Below are 17,835 nucleotides of genomic sequence, written 5' to 3'. Positions count from 1 at the left end.
ATACGTATATTGTTCTATATACAATAAAAGAAATAACAAAAAAAGGGCAGGTTCAAAACCTGCCCTCACAAGATTGCCTTCCGACTATTACCTATAATTTATATTTATACAATTGTGCCATCACCTTCTGGTACTCGTTCTGCAACTGCATATAATTCTGCATGCTCTGATACAATGTCGTCACATCCACGAAATACTCGATCATACTGATCTGTCCGGTCTGGATAGCCTTATTCAGCAGGGCGAGGTTGTTCTGGCTTTTCAGGACGGCATTGTATTCGTCCATAGAAGTACGGAGAGCCAACGACTGGTTATACAGTTGGCGCAATTCGCTTTCAACCGTAGAGGTGGTGCTTTCCAGTTGCAGATCCGTATAAAGCGACTGGGCTTTGGCCTGCCGTACATTATTGCGGTTCGAGAACAACGGGATGGTGACACCTACCAGAAAACCGTTGAAGCGTTCGCCCCCCGTCGCCGTATTCAGGCGATAGCCCAGTTCGAAGCCGGGCAGCCCTTTCGACTTATTCACGCTCAACTGTCGCTGTGCCGCGATCTGCTCGCTTTTCAATGTCAGCAACTGCGGATTGGAAGTGACCGCTTCCGAACGCAGTTCTTCAAAAGACAAAAGCTCTTTTACCGGAGTATAGGCCGTATCCGTGAATTCGATGGCGATGCCGCCGTTCAGCGTGGCCAGTTCCTGCAACTTGGCGATACGGGTAGCTTCGTTCATGCGGGCTTCGGTCTTTGCATTCAACAGTTCCAGGTTGATCTTATTCGTCTCCAAAATATTGGCATCCCCCGATTGCAGACGCGTGGCATACAGTTCGGACAACTGTTCCGCATTCTGCCGGCGCTGGTCGAGCAAAGCCTTCTGCTGGTTCAGCAACACCAGATCCAGGCAAAGCTCTTTCGCCTGTAAAAGGATCTGCTGACGGAACTCCGCCCCCTGACGGTCGTAACTGGCTGCTTTCGACTTGGCCAGTTTATTCTTCTGCACATAGACTGAAGGGAAGTCGAACGACTGGGAAGCAACCAGCTCCCCCTGTATTCCCATCCCCTCCCGGTTGCCGTACTGATGTACATAGGAGACGGAAGGGTCGGGCAGGTTATTGTCGAGCTTGGCTTCCAGCTTCTTCGAGACAGTCAGCTGACCGTTTGCCTGCAGCTCTTTGTTATTGGCTTCGATACTGCGCAGCACTTCGTCGATGGAGTTTTGCCCGCTCGCCGAAAGCACCGCAGATGCCAAAGTGGCTATTATTATGAATTGTTTCATTTTTCCTTATTCATTAAAAGATAAACAATAGGGATGATAAACCCGTTGAGGAAGGTGGATGTCAGCAAACCTCCCAGGATAACGGTTGCCATCGGACTTTGTATCTCGTTGCCGGGCAGGTCGCCGTTCAAAGCAAGCGGGATCAGTGCCAGTGCCGAACTCAAAGCCGTCATCAGGATCGGGTTCAGACGGTCGAGCGAACCGTGTATCACGGCATCATGCACCGAGAAGCCTTCGCTACGCAACTGTGCGTAATGGCTGATCAGCAACATACCGTTACGGGTAGCGATACCGAACAATGAGATGAAGCCGATAATGGCCGGGATACTGATCTCGCCCGAAGTAAGCCACAGGATGAACACACCCCCGATCAGGGCCAACGGCAGGTTCAACAGGATCACGCCACTCTCCTTTGCATTCTTGAATTCGTTGTAAAGCAACAGGAAGATCACCAGCAACGACATCAAGGAAGTGAGCAGCAAAGTACGGCTGGCAGCCTGTTCACTTTCAAATTGTCCGCCGTATTCGATATGATAGCCTTCCGGCAGTTGGATCGAGGTGCCTACTTTATTCTGGATATCGTTTACCACGCTGCGCAGGTCGCGTTCGGAGACGTTCGCACTGATCACCAGTTTACGCTGTACATTCTCACGGTTGATCGTATTCGGGCCGGTCACGGAACGTACTTCGGCGACGTAGCTCAACGGGATCTTCTTCCCGCCCGCGTCGATCATCAGGTTACTGATATCTTCCATCGTGGCACGGCTCTCGTCCGAAGTCTTAACAGTCAGGTCGAAGGTCTTGCCGTCGTCATATACCTGGCTGACAACTTCGCCTCCCAGCATTACATTAATATATTCTTCAAACTCGGGAAGAGGTATTCCGTACTTCGCCATCAGTTCGCGTTTAGGCGTGATGGTCAGCTGCGGACGTTCGATCTGTTGTTCCACTTTGAGGTCTACCAGACCGGGGATGCTCTGGATCGAGTTCTTGATATCGTTACCGATCGTAAAGAGACGGTTCAGGTCGGTACCGAACAGCTTGATGGCGATATTGGCTTCCGTACCCGAAAGCATCGCATCGATACGGTGAGAGATAGGCTGGCCGATCTCGATATTAGCTCCGCTGATAGTGGACAGCTTCTTACGCACATCATTCATGACTGTCTCCCGGCTACGGTCTTTCAGGACGAAAGGTGCTTCGATCTCGGACACGTTCACGCCCAAAGCATGTTCATCCAGTTCGGCACGGCCGGTCTTACGGGCTACCGTCTGTATTTCGGGCACCTGCATCAGGAGTTCTTCCGCACGGTGTCCCATTTTATCCGATTCGTCCAGCGAGATACCCGGCAGCGAACTTACGTTGATCGTAAACGATCCTTCGTTGAAAGGCGGCAGGAAGCTGCGACCCAATGTAAAGAAGATACCGAGTGCCACGATAAACAGACCGAAGGTACAGCCCAGCACCACTTTCTTATGTGCCAACGCTACTTGTAACGCACGGCCATACCATTCTTTCAGCTTACGGGCCACCCATGCTTCTTTATCGATCTTCTGGTCGGTCGCTTTCCGGTTCAGCAGATAGCTACACAATACCGGAGTCAGCGTAAGCGCCACGATGGTCGAAGCGAAAAGGGCAACAATAAATGCGACGCCCAGCGGCACCAGCATACGTCCTTCCATCCCGTGAAGGAAGAACAACGGAACGAAGCTGACAACGATGATCAACGTAGAGTTGAGGATCGGCATACGCACCTCGCGGGAAGCGTCATACACCACTTCCAGTATCGAACGCCTGTCGTCGGGCGGCAGCATCCGGTTCTCCCGTATCCGCTTGTACACATTCTCCACATCCACAATCGCATCATCCACCAACGAACCGATAGCGATCGCCATACCTCCCAGCGACATGGTATTAATAGTCAGCCCCATATAATGCAGCACCAGGATAGAGACCAGCAACGACAGCGGCAACGCCACCAGAGAGATCACCGTGGTACGGATATTCATCAGGAACAGGAACAATACGATCACAACGAAGAAACTTCCTTCAAACAGACTGTTCTTTACATTATTAATAGAGCTGTCGATGAAGCGGCTCTGACGGAAGATGTCGGTAGAGACTTTCACATCCGAAGGCAAGCTCTTTTGAAGGTCGGCCACAATACCGTCCAGCTTATTCGTCAGGTCGATCGTACTGGTATTCGGCTGCTTGGTGACCGTAATCAGGACGGCGTGTTTGCCCCGTTCGGATGCGGTACCCAGTTTCGGACTTTTGCTTCCAATCTTGACCGTAGCTACATTCTCCAACAGCACCGGGAAACCGTCTACTGTCTTTATCACTCCTTTAGCCAGCTCATCCGCTTTGGGTGTGGAGAGGACGCCACGGATAATGTATTCGTTATCATATTCATACAGTACGCCACCATTGGCGTTACGGTTCATATTGCGGCAAACGGTCAGAACTTCATCCAACCCTACCCCGTAATGTTTCATGCGAGCCGGGTCGAGCAGGATCTGGTATTCTTTGATATCACCGCCAATCACGGCAACCTGTGCCACACCGCCGGTCGAGAGCAGGCGCGGACGGATCGTCCAGTCGGCTATCGTACGCAGATCGAGCAAAGAAGTAGAGTCGGCGGTCAGACCGATAATCATCATTTCACCGAGGATGGAAGACTGCGGGCCAAGTGTCGGTTTACCCACATTCTCCGGAAGGCTTTCGCTTACCACGGCCAGTTTCTCCGATACGATCTGACGGGCACGATAGATATCCGTTCCCCAGTCGAATTCTACCCACACGACTGAGAAGCCGGTAGTAGAGGAAGAACGTACACGGCGCACGTCCATCGCACCGTTCACTGCTGTTTCCACCGGGAAAGTAACCAGGCGTTCCACCTCTTCGGGAGCCATACCGTTAGCTTCTGTCATGATAACTACGGTAGGAGCATTCAAATCCGGGAATACGTCTACATCCGTATGAAAGGCTGTATACGTCCCCGCTATCATCAGCAGCAATGCACAGATCAGTACTACCAACCTGTTATGCAGCGAGTAATATATAATTTTATTCAGCATATAAGGCTCCTCCCATTAATGATTATGCGTATGAGCCGGAATAGCATTGGATGCAGAAGCCAGTTTGATCTGATAGGCACCTTGTGTAACCACGTTTTCACCCGGTTTCAATCCGGAGAGTATCTGTACTTCCGAACCGTTATTGGCACCCAGTTTCACTTCCCGCTTCTGATAACCTTCTTCATCCAGGCGGATAAAGACGGAGTAAACACCCTGCTCCTCTATTAAAGAGGAAACGGGAACACTCAGCACCTCCTCCATCGGAGAAGTCAGCAGATAGATCTCCACAAACGAACCGGGTATAACGGCTCCTTTGTTATCAAACTCGAAAGTCACAGGGATATAGAATGAATTGGCATCCGACGCTTTTCCGAAAGAGAGCATGCGCCCGTGAAGATCAGAGAGCTTATAGACCTTATCATCATAAGGTGTACGGAAGTTAGCGGACTGAACAGCCGGAAGATATTGATAATACTTTTCCGAAACCTCGGCACGAAGTACCAGGCGGCTGTTCTGCGAGATCGTTGCCAATGGCTGTCCCACTGCCACATAATCTCCTTCCTTCACCTGCAGGTTCTTCAGATAACCGTTCATCGGGGATACGACCGATACACCGTTCGCCGTTTGCTTTCCGGCAACCGCTTCATAGGCCACCTTTGCATTTTCATAGTTCAGACGAGCCTGCTCGAAGTCTTTGGCCGAAACGATCTTATCGCCAACCAACTGCTCCATACGTTCATACTCCTTCTTCGCATTCTCGTAGGCATATTTGGCACGGGCGGCTACGTTACCATCCGAAAGCGTATTAGAGGCCAGGCTCAGAATGGCCTGCCCTTTACGTACGGCAGCACCGTCTACAAACGATAAGTTTCCGAAAGTAACGATACCGGGCACAGTGGCTACAACGGTTGTTTCGTCACCCTGGGCAGCCAGTATGCTTCCGCTTGTCTTTATGACATCCGTGAAAGGAGCCGGTTCCACGACCTTTGTCTGCAAACCGACAGCCTTAGCCAGTTCTTCTTTGAAAATGATCTCATTGGAATGTGCAGCAGTAGTCGCCGCTTCCTTTCCATGATCGTGACCCTCATGTTCATGATCGTGTCCCTCGTGATCGTGGTCGTGTCCTTCTTCATGTTCGTGTGCTTCATGATCATGATTATGCTCTTCCTGCTTAGTAGCTCCACCGCTACAGCCTGCAAGTACGTAGGCGCATAAAACCCACAATAAATATATCTTTCTCATTGTATTATAATGTGTTATTAATGCAAATAAATATTAGTCCGGCGCTTTGATAGAACACCGGAAAGCGAATAAGGTTCGCTCTGATCCATAGCAATTACAACACAGGAGGGGCACGCAGGCCACTTGCACACGTTATCCACGTATCGTGCAGGGACTCAATATAAAAGGCTCGGCCTCGGTCAAAAGGATGTCCGCAAAAGGCCGGTTCAGGAGGGTTAATATAATCAAATAAAACTTGCAAAGGGAAAAGCAAGTGACTGACATCGAGATCACTCGCATGGGAAAGCAATGAAGTAAAGAGTACCAGATTGTGCCCGTTGCACCCGCAATCGTGCGAAGAAGCACTCTTATGACTGTGGGTATCGGTAGTCAGCGACTTGAAGCAAGGCATCCCGTTGCTATGGTGATGATGAGGTATCACCACCGACAGCAGCATGACAATACTTGCCAGCAACATGACATAACGGACTATCTTTTCTTTCGCTTTCATAACTTTATGCTGCAAAAATAGGAAGTTTATTTTGCAACTCAATGGCAAATGCAAGATATATCATAAAAAAACCCGGCCGAGAGGTCACCTCTCAGCCGGGCAGCTGTTCATGGTATTAGCACTAGTGGTCTACTCATTCTGATTATACAAGCAAATGTTTGGTTAGGTCAAATAATTTATAAACAAAAAATCTAAGACTAAAATAAAATAAAGTTCATCCATTCTAATGCTATCTCAATTCACAATCACTTTGTTTAATATTAAGCGATAATAACTATCCATCCAAACCATCATTATCTCTCTTTCATTGAGATATGCGAATTTACTAAGCAAAAACGGGAGTTTTATTTCGGATATAAGGTATTTTGCATCCCGCTTATTTCTTATTCGTATAATCTCCGCACCCGCTTGTCAGATATTCGCAACATCCACGTGGTCGCAAACATGTTTGTTGCGTTTTCCGAAACATTACGTCCCGTATATTGTTTAATTAATGAACATATATATTTTTAAAAGGGAGAATTTGGTAATGAATACAGATGTATTAAATACAAACCTGATTGAGGTGATGAAGAATAAAATACCTGATGGCGTAAACCTGGCGAATACGCTGATGGATATCCTTTATATAGGAAAAGAAGCCGTGTATCGCAGATTACGCGGTGAAGTTCCTTTCACACTCAACGAAGCTTCTATCATTTCTAAGAAGATGGGAGTTTCACTGGACCAGATCGTGGGTATAAGTTATACTAACAACGCGATGTTCGACCTGAATCTTTTACATTATTCAGATCCTATCAAAACGTATTATACTATTCTTGACCACTATCTTGAAGTCTTTGAAGCGTTGCACGACGATCCGACTTCAGAACTGAGCACGGCATCGAATATGATTCCGCAGACTTTTTACCTGCAATATGAGAACTTGTCGAAGTTCCGCTTATTCAAATGGATGTACCAGAATGAAAAGGTGAACTGTGTAAAGTATTTCTCCGAGTTAACTATCTCGGACGAGCTAAAGCAGGTGCAAAAAGACTTTGTCAAAGCAACGCAGTACATACAGACAACGAATTATATCTGGGATTGTATGATGTTTCACTATCTGGTAAACGACATTAAATATTTTGCCAGCATCCATCTGATTACGGATGAAGAAGTGACCAACCTGCAGGCCGATCTTCTTCAGTTACTGGACGACCTGGAAGCAATAGCTTCCAAAGGGAAGTTCGATACAGGGAAAGATGTACATATCTATATCTCCAACATCAACTTCGAAGCGACTTACAGCTATGTGGAAACATCCAACTTGCAGCTGAGCCTGATCCGGATATTTTCGATCAACTCGATCACATCGAGAGATAAAGACATGTGTAAAAGCATGAAGGAATAGGTTCAGTCGCTCAGGAAGTTCTCGACTATGATCTCCGAAAGCGGCGAGATGCAAAGAATACAGTTTTTCAAGAAACAACGGGAGATTGTAGAGAACATGTAACAGGACATAGGTAAGTTTTTATGTTACTATATCAGAAAAGGACGGAAATCCCAAAAACAGGATGACCGTCCTTTTGTATTATAATACCTTGTTATTCCGTATTATTTATCCAGCTTTTCGCAGATCAGCTCGGCTGCTTTCTTTCCGCTCATCAGCATACCGCCAAAGATCGGCCCCATACGGAAACTACCGCTTACGCCGTTAGCTGCCATACCGGAAACGAATAATCCCGGATAGATTTCCTTTGTATTCTCTACTGTGGTTTGTTCGCCCAGCTCTACGTTCAGTGAACGTTCGCCGATCACACCGCCTGTCGGGGTATTCAAACGGATATCGTTCTTACGGGCAACTGTGCGTGCCACTTCGCAGTCATGTCCTGTACCTTCCAATACAGCTTTCGCCATAATAGTCAGCGGGTCTACATGCATACCCTCACGGATAACAGGGGCCCAGTTTACAACAACACCTGCTACGGCATCATTGTGGAACACCACATCTTCTACCGAATAGCAGTTGAAGATCGTTGCACCGGCCTTTGTTGCCTGATAGATCAGAGCCGAAGTAGTATGAACCGAGTCCATAATATAAGTGCCGTTACCTGCATCGTGATAAGTAACGCCCAACTCCTTCACGATCGGCATCGCTTCTTCCTGTACGACAATATCATTGAACATCATGGCACCGCCCCACATACCTCCGCCGGGAGCCAGTTTACGGTCGAAAAGAGCTACTTTCTTACCAGCTTTTGCCAGGTAATAAGCTGCAACGATACCAGAAGGACCACCACCAACGATAGCCACGTCAATTGATAAATTGCTCTTCAGTTTTGCAAAATAAGAGTCAATAATTCCTGTTGAAACGATTTGTTCCATTACAATAATAATTAGTGTTTAAACATCGGAGAGCACATAGAGGTTAAGCTCTCCTTTATTTAGCAATTCTACCGATTCTCCCTTCACGGCATTACCCGGGCAGGTTCTATGGGTATAATCTCAGCCTGTATATTAAGGCACCCCTATGATAAGTCAGCGGCAAAGATAGTAAATTATCCGAAATGCGGCGGCCGTTTCTCCATTTTCCGTTCAACAAAACTTTTCATGAACTCGACGGTTTCGTCTACACCCAATACAGATACGTCGATAGAGAAGTTGTAGGACGAGGCTACTCCCCATTCCTTATTGGTATAATAATTATAGTAGGCGGCACGTGATTTGTCGGTTTTCGCCATAAGTTCCTTTGCCTGCTCCACGGTTACGGGTTGGTACTCGAGGATACGCTGGATACGGTTCTCCATATTATTATGGATAAAGAAACTCAGGCAATCCGGATCATCACGCAGGATATAATCGGCACAACGTCCCACCAGTATGCATGATTGCTCGGCAGCCAGTTTACGGATGGCATCACTCTGGAACTTGAATAATCCGTCGTTGGAAAGAATATCATTATAAGGCGTGAACATCCCCATATACGAATATCCCATCGTAAAGGCATAAGACAACCCACTGGAAGCACGCTCGTCCGCCTTTTCGAAAAATTCCTCACTCAAACCACTTTCCTTAGCAGCTACAGCCATCAGTTCCTTATCATAATAAGCTATTCCCAACGCCTTAGCCAGCTTCTGCCCTACCTCACGACCACCACTGCCAAACTGACGGCCAATGGTCAATATGATTTTGTTATCCATAAACTTATTCAGTATTTTCTTTTAAGGATTCTTCCTTTTGATCTGCAATAATATGATCTATTACAATCAGTAACTCCGGTATATTTACTTTTACTATACGGAAGATAATGTCTGCATCTACATTAAAATATTGATGAGCAATTATATCCCGTAATCCCATTACACTTCTCCAGTCAATAGAAGGATATCGGGGGAAAAGTTCTTTATTCGTATATTTGTCTATATTCTTTATCGCTTCACCTACAGTTACCAATTGCATACAAATACTATCGAGACGCATCATTCCATCAGCAGAATGTGTAAAGTCTTCCACAGTCTTTACGACAAGAGCCCTCTCCATGACTACAGCCAGCGAGTCTCTTATTTGCTCCAATAATAATGCAATCTCTTCTTTACACATAGATTCCGTCTCTATCTATATTCCGTTTCAGTAAAGCATTCATATTATCACGCAAACGGACTATATCTATTTTACACTTCAGCAAATCTTCCAGTTCGTATTTGATATTCAGAAGGATGAAACCATCCGGTTCTTTCATCTCCACACAAACATCCAAATCGCTATCTTCCTTTTGCTCATTACGAGACACAGAACCGAATATCCCAAGCCGGATAATGCCATACCGCTCTGCCATTTGTTGCTTATACAAACGGAGCAGTTCCAAATATTCTGTCTTTGTTTTCATAATGAACTATTTCGTAACAAGACAAAGATAGGATTTCTTATTTTTATTTACAAGCAGATAATCCACTTAATTATGCTCCTTGAACTTCCTGAACTGATTAACCAGTACAAGAGCCGTGACCACCGTGGCGATCGTATCGGCTACCGGCATACTGATCCAGACACCCAAGGTTCCGAAGAAACGGGGAAGGATGATCAGACAAGGGATCAGGAACAACATTTGCCGGGTAAGGGACAGGAAGATCGCTTTCTTCGACATACCGATCGAAAGGAAAAAGTTGGTCGCCACCATCTGGAAGCCAACGATCGGGAAGACGGCAAACACGATGTGCAGGCCAAACACAGCCGCTTTCACCAGCTCGTCATCCGTCGTAAACATATGAACGATCAGGGTCGGGAACAACTGGCACAACAGGAAACCGGCCGTAGCCACCCCGATAGCCCACTTCATAGTCAGCTTCGTCACTTCCGTCACACGGGGATATAAACGGGCACCGAAATTATATCCGGCAATCGGCTGCATTCCCTGGTTGAAGCCCATTATGATCATGACGAACAGGAAAATAATACGGTTCACGATACCGTAAGCACCAATCGCCATATCGCCGCCATGCTCCTTCAACCCGCGGTTGATCAGGATCACGATCAGGCAGGAACAGAGGTTCATCAGGAAAGGAGACATCCCGATATAAAGAATACCTTTTACGATCTCTTTCCTCAACTTATAAATCCCTTTCTTGAAATGAAGCAACTGCGTCGGACGGGAGAAATGGATAAACTGTCCCGTCAGCGAAATAACCTGCGAGATGACCGTTGCCCAGGCCGAGCCTTTGATCCCCCAATCAAAGCCGAAGATAAAGATAGGGTTCAGCACACAGTTGATCACGACCGAAGCCAACGTTGCATACATCGCCAGTTTCGGGAAACCGGACGAACGTAGCACGGCATTCAATCCCAGATACATGTGGGTAATAACGTTACCATACAGGATAATCTCCATATAGTCACGAGCATAAGCTATCGTATGCTCGCTTGCCCCGAAGAAGTAAAGGATCGGATCAAGCATAAATAAAAATGCAAAGGTAAAGGCCAGCCCCAGCAGCACATTCAGTACGAGCACATTGCCCAGCACCTTATTCGCCCCGTCATAATCCTTCTGACCGAGCTTGACAGACACAAGCGTGGAAGCCCCCACCCCTACCAGCGAGCCGAAAGCCGCCGCCAGATTCATCAGCGGGAAGGTCAGGGCCAGACCGGAGATAGCCAGCGGGCCAACCCCATGTCCGATGAAAATACTGTCTGCCATGTTATAGAGCGAAGAAGCCGTCATGGCTATAATTGCCGGAATTGCGTACTGCGTAAGCAGCTTTCCAATACGTTCGGTACCGAGTACCAGAGGAGAGTTTTGTTTTGCCATAAAAACCAATTGATGTGCAAAGGTACGGATATTTACGATTAATTTTTACCTTTGTTTTACTATAATAGTTTAAAAGATGGCAGAGAATTTAATCGTAAGTGATGGAAATAAGGAGCAACAATACCAGACGTTGCTCCCGCAGATAGAGTCGTTGCTGGCCGGTGAGACGGATGTGATAGCCAATATGGCAAACATAGCAGCCGCGTTGAAGCAGACCTTCAACTTCTTCTGGGTAGGTTTTTACAGGGTAAAAGAGGATGTGCTGGTACTTGCTCCCTTCCAAGGGCCATTGGCCTGTACACGTATCCGCCGGGGGAAAGGCGTTTGCGGTACGGCATGGGAAGAGGCACGTACACAGGTGGTACCGGATGTGGATCAGTTCCCCGGACATATAGCCTGCAGTTCCGACTCGAAATCGGAGATCGTAGTACCGGTTATTCACAACGACAAAGTTGTTGCTGTACTCGATATTGACAGCGATACCCTGAATAGTTTCGACCAGACGGACGCCTCGTATCTGGAAAGCATATGCAAAATGCTTTCGGCTACCTATCCCCAGACAGGACACGAAGCCTTTCTCTATTATTAAATAGCATCCCCGGCAAATCATTAATAAAAGCGTACGCTTTTCCGGCTAAAACTGTACGTTCTTAGTCAGAAAAGCGTATGCTTTTTTCGATAGTTAGTGACACTAGTGCCACTTGTGCCTATAGACACTATCTTTATTGTTTCCTGTCTTTAGCATGTCCGGTCAAGGGAGGTATTATATCCTAAAGGCTGTGTAACAAAAAAGAACCACAACATCTATCTAATTAAATTACAACCAATTACATATTACCTTAACTTTAATAACAGATAAAAGTACTATAGTGGCACGATTGGCACTAGTGTCACTAAGACCAGCCTACTCTACCACGACTTCCTTCCCTTCCGTATTCGCACGGGTCAGGTTATCATACATTGCTTCGCAATAAACAGGCGGCAGATAGAAACGACCCGGATAGACGGCGCAGAGGTTGATCTTTACCGTTACCTGACGGCCGGAAGGCAGATAGTCGATATAACTATACACTTTGTCGTCGCGGATATCCTGATAGTTTACCCCGATAGTCTTGTTATCCGTTGCCCCTTCATTGAGGAAGCGGGTATTAAGTATCTCCCAACCGGCAGGGAATATTTCCGTCAGTACCACATTGTTGATACCGCGGGCGGTAGGGTTCTTCACGGTAACGACTGCGATGAAGTTCGTTCCTTGCGGCAAGTCAGCCACATTCACTGCACGGCCGTCCTGATCGGTATAGCTAACAGCCAGCGAGATGCCGTTTGCATAAGCCTCTTCCTTGCCCTGCGCCGGAATACCTTCGGTAATAACGCGGGCGAACAAGGTAGACTTACCGGTATTTTTCAGTTCCACGGAAGCAGAAGTTCCGGCCTTATCCAGCAGGACTTCCGTCCAGATATTCTTGGTAGTACTTACTTTGTCACTCTTTCCTGCACAGGCATACGAGAAGTCCATCGTACCGGACACCTTATATTTACCCATATATTCAGAGAGTGAAACCAAAGCGAAAGCAGTCGACTGCGTACTCAGCCAGTCATCCGACGAAAGGACTTTCGAGATATCGCGGGTCAGAACAGCAGCTTCTTTACCGTCACCCAGCAACGTCAACGTCATCAAGCGGATCGCCTGGTCGCGCAGGTCGCTACCGAACGTCAGGTCGTAATCGGAGTAATCGGTTTTCACCTCGGTTGTTTTACCGATCAGGTCTTTTGCCACATCGGTACGACCCACCAGCGCATAAGCGGAAGCCAGCAGCCAACGGCTCATCGGGGCAAGCGACTTATTCTCTTTCAGGCGGTTCATCGCACCTACCTCCGGTGCCTGTCCTAAAGCCAGCACGTACAAACGATAAGCCTGTGTCATTTCTTCCGAACGGGAATAATAGGTAGTCACCGGTTTCCAGTCGCGGGCAACACGGCGCAGGTTGTTCAATACATTGCGCTTCATTCCGTCGGGAACGAGATACCCTTTCGTTTCGGCCGACAACAGGAAGTGCGTTGCATAAACCGTACCCCATCCGTTACTGCTCGTACCACCGGGCCAGTAAGAAAAGGCTCCGTCTACGGTCTGGTAAGAACGCAAGCGGCGGATTACCTCTTTCACGGCATTTTCAGTCGTGTTCTGCTGTTGTTTCGTCAGCGCGGCAAACTCGCCGACATACAGTTGCGGGAAACCTTTGGATGTGATCTGCTCCACACATCCGTGCGGATATCCGATCAGGTACGACAGACGGGAAGAAAGATTCAACGGGGGAACATCCGACATTTCCAACGTCAGCGAGTTAGTTCCTTCCGTTCCGGGTAGTTTGACTGTTTCTTTCCAGGATTTACCCGCTTCGAGCGTTACAGGCAATACCTTGACTTGCGGACGGCTTACCGAACGTATCTCGATATCCGTCGTATAAACAGACTTATCCCCTTTGCCCGAAGCCGTAATGGTTACCCGTCCGGCACCCGGCTGGTCTTTCACCTTGATACGGAACGATGCCTGCTTATCGCCTATATTAGTGAAGTTAAGCTGCTGGGTAGCGGCCCCCATCACCTCCATATTACCGGAACAGCTGATCGAGACAGTAACGTCACCCACTCCGTTCTCAGTAGCAAAGACAGTGGCGGGAACCACCATTTCCTCGCCTACACCGATCACACGGGGCAGAGTGCCCAACAGCATGACCGGCTTACGTACGAATACGCTCTTGTCGGCATGTCCGTACGCCTCACCGTTTCCGGCCACTACCATCACCTTGACACGGCCGTTGTAGTTCGGCATCGTATAGGTATGACGCTGTTTCTCCCCTTTCTTCAACAAGAACGGCCCATCGAACTGTACCACGGGTTTGAAACGATTGACGATCGCTTTCGGGCCTTTGTTCAACGCATCGTCGCCACCGATACTGAACAATTGCTCGATACGTCCGCCATAGGCACCGACCACATAGTTATACATATCCCAGGTGCTTACTCCCAACGCTTCACGGGCATTGAATGCCTTCCAGGGCTCGGGCGTACGGAAACGGGTAAGGTCGAGCAACCCTTCGTCTACGATAGCCAGCGTATAAGCCATTTCGCGGCCGTCCTTTTCCGAGACGGTCACTTCATAATTGGCTTCCGGCTTAATCTCATCCGGTATTTTTATCTGCGGATACAGATGGCTTTCCGGAGAAGTTACCGTGAACGGTACTACGCCGTACATACGGATCGGCAGGTCATTCTGCGTAATGCCGTGAGGCTGCAACAGGGTGACATAGACATAGGCATTCGGTTGCATCTCCTTTGTTACGTCGAGCTTGATCGTTGTCTGCTGGTCGTCGCAGGTATGTTCGGTAACGGAGAGCACCTTCGTACCGTTCTCGATGCTGACAATGGCACGGCTTCCCTTAGCGGACGGAATGGTGATAACCAGTTTCTCACCCGGTTTATAATTATCTTTATCGGTCTTGAAGCTCAACATATTGGCCGACTCGCTACCGTCGGCATTGCGGCGTCCTTCGTTATAAGGCCAGTCGAAATAGCTCATTACGCCGGTCGAGTGTTTGCTTTCCTTATCTTTTACGGAGATAAAATAAGTACCCCATTCCTCATTGCTGAAGGAGAGTTGGAAAGTGCCCCTGCCATTCTCGCCGGTGCGCACAGTCAGTTCTTTCACCGGCTTGTTATAAGAGTCGGATACATAGTTGGCCAGGCTGCTATTGTCCGAACTCCACCACCAGTACCAGTATACTTTATAAATCCGGACATCGAGTTCGGTGCCTGCCTGCGGTTTTCCGAGGTAGTCGGTCGAAGCGACTTCGTACGTATAGTTGCTTCCGGTATTCAGTTGGTCGCGTGTCTGTTGCGGCGACTTGATACCGGCATATCGTTTATAAGGAGAATACAACATCCGGTTGGCATCGATACTGAAATCGCCGGATTCTTCGTAAACGCGGGTGACAAAGTTAGCCATCAACATACCCGGGGCAGTCGAACCGATCTCGAACTTCGCTTGTACCGTTGCATCTCCCTTCTCGTCGGTTGTACCGGAGATCAGTTTACTTTCTTCACTGTTAAAGACTTTCGACGGATCGTCAAAATAGAAATCTTTATAGCCGCTAAAGGTAGTCGGGGTCGATATAAAGGTTCCCTGGATATCGTATTTAAGGTTTCTTGCCGTAGCTCCCTGCAACCATTCCACATGCAGGCGCCCGTCAAGAGGTTCACCCCTCAGCAATGTCTTTTCCGGCATAGACAGGTCTATCTTCAGACGGTTCGGCTTGATCGACTCCACGCGCAGACGTTTAGTGAAGCTGACACCGCCAACATTTACATTTACGTTCCAGGCTCCGGTAGGCGCATCCGGTTCGGTTGGCATAGCGAAGGAATAAACACCCAGTTCGCCGCGCGTCTGTGTCTTACGCAGATAAAGCTGGCCCAGCGGATTATACAACTCCATCACTACCGGATGGTTGGCCGGCAGTTTCTTCGCCCGGTCGTTCAGCATAAAGCTGAGGAAAAGCGTATCGCCCGGACGCCATACGCCACGGTCGCCATAGATGAATCCTTTGATGCCTTTCTGCACCACTTCTCCGGAGACATCGAACGAGCTCAACGACAGTGCCGCCCCTCCGTCCACACGCAAGTACGAACGTTGGTAACCGAGGGAAGCAATGATATAGAAAGGTTTGCCGGAAGCGATCTTCAGCTTCACCTCTCCTTTACCGTCGGTCGTACCGGAAGCCAATACCTGGTTCTGGTAATTGTAGACAGATACTTCGACACCGTTTTCGGGATTCGTGCTGATCAGGTTATGCACCAGGACAGTCATTTCATTGTCTTCGCCGGCTTTTGCGATCAGTCCCAGATTGGTAGCCAGTACGTTCTTTCCTTCTACCTTATTATAATAGTAGCTGTTTGAGCAGGGATCATTCCGGTCGTTGTAGTTGTAATCGTTCCAGTTAAAGTCGCCGTTGTAATAGTAGTAACCACCATCGTCGAAACGGGAGCTTTCCTCTTTAAACTTGATCTCGTCTTCGGCCAGAAGTTGTTCGCGCGATACCTTCACAGAGTCGTCACACGGGTAAGCCGACAGGTCTTTATTGAAGGATAGTTCTACACGGTAGATGGCTCCGGGTTCCGGCTCCATCAGTTTCTTCAGGTCGATAGCGTAAGTGTTCCACACAGAAAGGTCGCTGCCGTCTTCATCCAGGAAGATGGTCTTACGGGCAACCAGGCGGCCTACACGCATCAGGTCGGAAGTTCCGTCCAGGTTATTGACTTGCAGGAACTGGCCGATATTCTGTTCCAGTATCTTTATGACGCGAACCACTACCCCGCGGAGATAAACGGCCTGGAAAGGAACGAGCAGTTCCGTCGATTGCGGGATGACCACTCCCTGGCCGATAAACTTAACAGCGGGCAAAGAGGTATTTATCTCGATCTGGCGGGTAACGTCTTCCTTCAGTGTCAACCCGTTCTTACTACGGATCTGGCGGGTCAGGTGCACATTCATAACGCCTTTACGCTGGTTGTCGGGATATAAACGCAGGCGGTTTCCTTCCACATTAACAGTCTCGGAAGTATTTCCGGCAATAAAAGCGAGCCCTTGCATATCTTGTGAGGAATCGAGGTCTTTGGTGAATGTTACCTCGACATAACGCTCCGGCTCTGTTACATAAGTCACGTCATAGACATCGAAGTCGTTCATATCCGGCACACTGACGGAGAGGAGTTTGTCTTCTGCCACTCCCAGCTTGTTCGGAGCGACGGAGAGGGTAAGCGTACGCGCACCGTCATTTCCGGCTTGTACGTTCTGTAAAGTAACCTGATGTTTCTTCCCGTCGGGACTGTGTTGCCATACTGCATCCGCTTTCTCGGAGAAGCGCACCAGCGGTTCGATCGTCTCGGGTGTTTCCTTATCCGGGGTAAGCAAGGTACAGACTATATCGTAGCCGTTCTCATTCTTTGCATTGATATCCATCGACTCCAGGTTGGCACGAAGCGCCAGGGGGAAGGTTGAGTATTCGAATGTAAACTCCTTGTCTTTTCCGGTCACGTCGAACCATTCGGAAAGGTTGGCGGTCAGCTTATAGGAAGTATTCCGTTCAAAGCCTTTCGCCGGCTTGAATACGATAGTCCGGCTGTTTTCAAAAGAGAACTCTCCGGCCACCTCGGGCTTGATACGGACAAGTTTACTCAATTGGTCACTCTTCAGTTTATCCTGAGCGATATCCTGGTTGAAGATCAGATAGACCGGCGTATACCGGGATATCTTACCGGAAGTGAATGCTTCCACATGCGGATTGAAAGGCAGTTCTTCCGCCTCTCCCCCGGCTTTCTTTGTATTACAACTGCTAAACAGGCATAGCATATAGCATAAACACACCAAATAAAGATACCTTGCCATATTTCTTTCAATTAACGGTTACTACTTAACACA

At 48.2% G+C, this 17,835-nt stretch carries 11 protein-coding genes and 1 pseudogene; 2 read left to right on the top strand and 10 right to left on the bottom strand.

The features are described from left to right. Positions 1 to 91 precede the first annotated feature (91 nt). The 4 genes from HMPREF1536_RS17860 to HMPREF1536_RS27160 form a co-directional block, all read right to left on the bottom strand. Complete coding sequence (locus HMPREF1536_RS17860) at positions 92 to 1,273, bottom strand: TolC family protein (protein WP_028726697.1); 1,182 nt, start codon at positions 1,271 to 1,273, stop codon at positions 92 to 94. Then, the gene (locus tag HMPREF1536_RS17855; protein ID WP_028726698.1) at positions 1,270 to 4,350 is read right to left on the bottom strand and encodes an efflux RND transporter permease subunit; all 3,081 of its coding nucleotides are present in this window, start codon (positions 4,348 to 4,350) and stop codon (positions 1,270 to 1,272) included. The genes HMPREF1536_RS17860 and HMPREF1536_RS17855 overlap by 4 nt, the downstream gene beginning before the upstream one ends. 15 nt (positions 4,351 to 4,365) lie before the next feature. Further along, the gene (locus HMPREF1536_RS17850; protein WP_028726699.1) at positions 4,366 to 5,592 is read right to left on the bottom strand and encodes an efflux RND transporter periplasmic adaptor subunit; all 1,227 of its coding nucleotides are present in this window, start codon (positions 5,590 to 5,592) and stop codon (positions 4,366 to 4,368) included. A 94-nt stretch (positions 5,593 to 5,686) separates the two neighbouring features. Beyond that, entirely contained in the window at positions 5,687 to 6,082 is a 396-nt protein-coding gene (locus HMPREF1536_RS27160; RefSeq protein ID WP_225608016.1) for a DUF6769 family protein, read from the bottom strand. Positions 6,083 to 6,611: 529 nt separating this feature from the next. Between HMPREF1536_RS27160 and HMPREF1536_RS17845 the strand changes: the two are divergent. Next, a pseudogene (locus HMPREF1536_RS17845) lies at positions 6,612 to 7,574 on the top strand (hypothetical protein). A 101-nt stretch (positions 7,575 to 7,675) separates the two neighbouring features. On the opposite strand, the gene HMPREF1536_RS17840 reads toward HMPREF1536_RS17845, so the two are convergent. The 5 genes from HMPREF1536_RS17840 to HMPREF1536_RS17820 form a co-directional block, all read right to left on the bottom strand. After that, positions 7,676 to 8,446: a sulfide-dependent adenosine diphosphate thiazole synthase gene (locus HMPREF1536_RS17840; protein WP_028726700.1), complete on the bottom strand. Its 771-nt coding sequence runs from the start codon at positions 8,444 to 8,446 to the stop codon at positions 7,676 to 7,678. A 173-nt stretch (positions 8,447 to 8,619) separates the two neighbouring features. Continuing rightward, positions 8,620 to 9,261 carry a cytidylate kinase-like family protein gene (locus HMPREF1536_RS17835; RefSeq protein WP_028726701.1) on the bottom strand — a complete coding sequence of 214 codons (642 nt, stop codon included), beginning with the start codon at positions 9,259 to 9,261 and terminating at the stop codon, positions 8,620 to 8,622. 4 nt (positions 9,262 to 9,265) lie between these two features. Next, positions 9,266 to 9,661: a HepT-like ribonuclease domain-containing protein gene (locus tag HMPREF1536_RS17830; protein WP_028726702.1), complete on the bottom strand. Its 396-nt coding sequence runs from the start codon at positions 9,659 to 9,661 to the stop codon at positions 9,266 to 9,268. Beyond that, positions 9,654 to 9,947, bottom strand: a complete 294-nt coding sequence (locus HMPREF1536_RS17825; RefSeq protein ID WP_028726703.1) for a nucleotidyltransferase family protein — start codon at positions 9,945 to 9,947, stop codon at positions 9,654 to 9,656. The genes HMPREF1536_RS17830 and HMPREF1536_RS17825 overlap by 8 nt, the downstream gene beginning before the upstream one ends. A gap of 66 nt (positions 9,948 to 10,013) precedes the next feature. Continuing rightward, entirely contained in the window at positions 10,014 to 11,363 is a 1,350-nt protein-coding gene (locus tag HMPREF1536_RS17820) for an MATE family efflux transporter (RefSeq protein ID WP_028726704.1), read from the bottom strand. Positions 11,364 to 11,439: 76 nt separating this feature from the next. On the opposite strand from HMPREF1536_RS17820, the gene HMPREF1536_RS17815 reads away from it, so the two are divergent. Continuing rightward, complete coding sequence (locus HMPREF1536_RS17815; protein WP_044191593.1) at positions 11,440 to 11,952, top strand: GAF domain-containing protein; 513 nt, start codon at positions 11,440 to 11,442, stop codon at positions 11,950 to 11,952. 315 nt (positions 11,953 to 12,267) lie between these two features. On the opposite strand, the gene HMPREF1536_RS17810 is transcribed toward HMPREF1536_RS17815, so the two are convergent. After that, the gene (locus tag HMPREF1536_RS17810) at positions 12,268 to 17,802 is read right to left on the bottom strand and encodes an alpha-2-macroglobulin family protein (RefSeq protein ID WP_028726705.1); all 5,535 of its coding nucleotides are present in this window, start codon (positions 17,800 to 17,802) and stop codon (positions 12,268 to 12,270) included. Positions 17,803 to 17,835 lie beyond the last annotated feature (33 nt).

This window comes from Parabacteroides gordonii MS-1 = DSM 23371 (assembly GCF_000969825.1).
GTDB lineage: Bacteria > Bacteroidota > Bacteroidia > Bacteroidales > Tannerellaceae > Parabacteroides > Parabacteroides gordonii.
This window is presented reverse-complemented; position numbering and strand designations above follow the sequence as displayed.

Excerpts from the sequence above, each read along its gene's own strand:
- HMPREF1536_RS17860 (WP_028726697.1), bottom strand. The coding sequence starts at position 1,273 with ATGAAACAATTCATAATAATAGCCACTTTGGCATCTGCGGTGCTTTCG.
- HMPREF1536_RS17855 (WP_028726698.1), bottom strand. The coding sequence starts at position 4,350 with ATGCTGAATAAAATTATATATTACTCGCTGCATAACAGGTTGGTAGTA.
- HMPREF1536_RS17850 (WP_028726699.1), bottom strand. The coding sequence starts at position 5,592 with ATGAGAAAGATATATTTATTGTGGGTTTTATGCGCCTACGTACTTGCA.
- HMPREF1536_RS27160 (WP_225608016.1), bottom strand. The coding sequence starts at position 6,082 with ATGAAAGCGAAAGAAAAGATAGTCCGTTATGTCATGTTGCTGGCAAGT.
- HMPREF1536_RS17840 (WP_028726700.1), bottom strand. The coding sequence starts at position 8,446 with ATGGAACAAATCGTTTCAACAGGAATTATTGACTCTTATTTTGCAAAA.
- HMPREF1536_RS17835 (WP_028726701.1), bottom strand. The coding sequence starts at position 9,261 with ATGGATAACAAAATCATATTGACCATTGGCCGTCAGTTTGGCAGTGGT.
- HMPREF1536_RS17830 (WP_028726702.1), bottom strand. The coding sequence starts at position 9,661 with ATGTGTAAAGAAGAGATTGCATTATTATTGGAGCAAATAAGAGACTCG.
- HMPREF1536_RS17825 (WP_028726703.1), bottom strand. The coding sequence starts at position 9,947 with ATGAAAACAAAGACAGAATATTTGGAACTGCTCCGTTTGTATAAGCAA.
- HMPREF1536_RS17820 (WP_028726704.1), bottom strand. The coding sequence starts at position 11,363 with ATGGCAAAACAAAACTCTCCTCTGGTACTCGGTACCGAACGTATTGGA.
- HMPREF1536_RS17815 (WP_044191593.1), top strand. The coding sequence starts at position 11,440 with ATGGCAGAGAATTTAATCGTAAGTGATGGAAATAAGGAGCAACAATAC.
- HMPREF1536_RS17810 (WP_028726705.1), bottom strand. The coding sequence starts at position 17,802 with ATGGCAAGGTATCTTTATTTGGTGTGTTTATGCTATATGCTATGCCTG.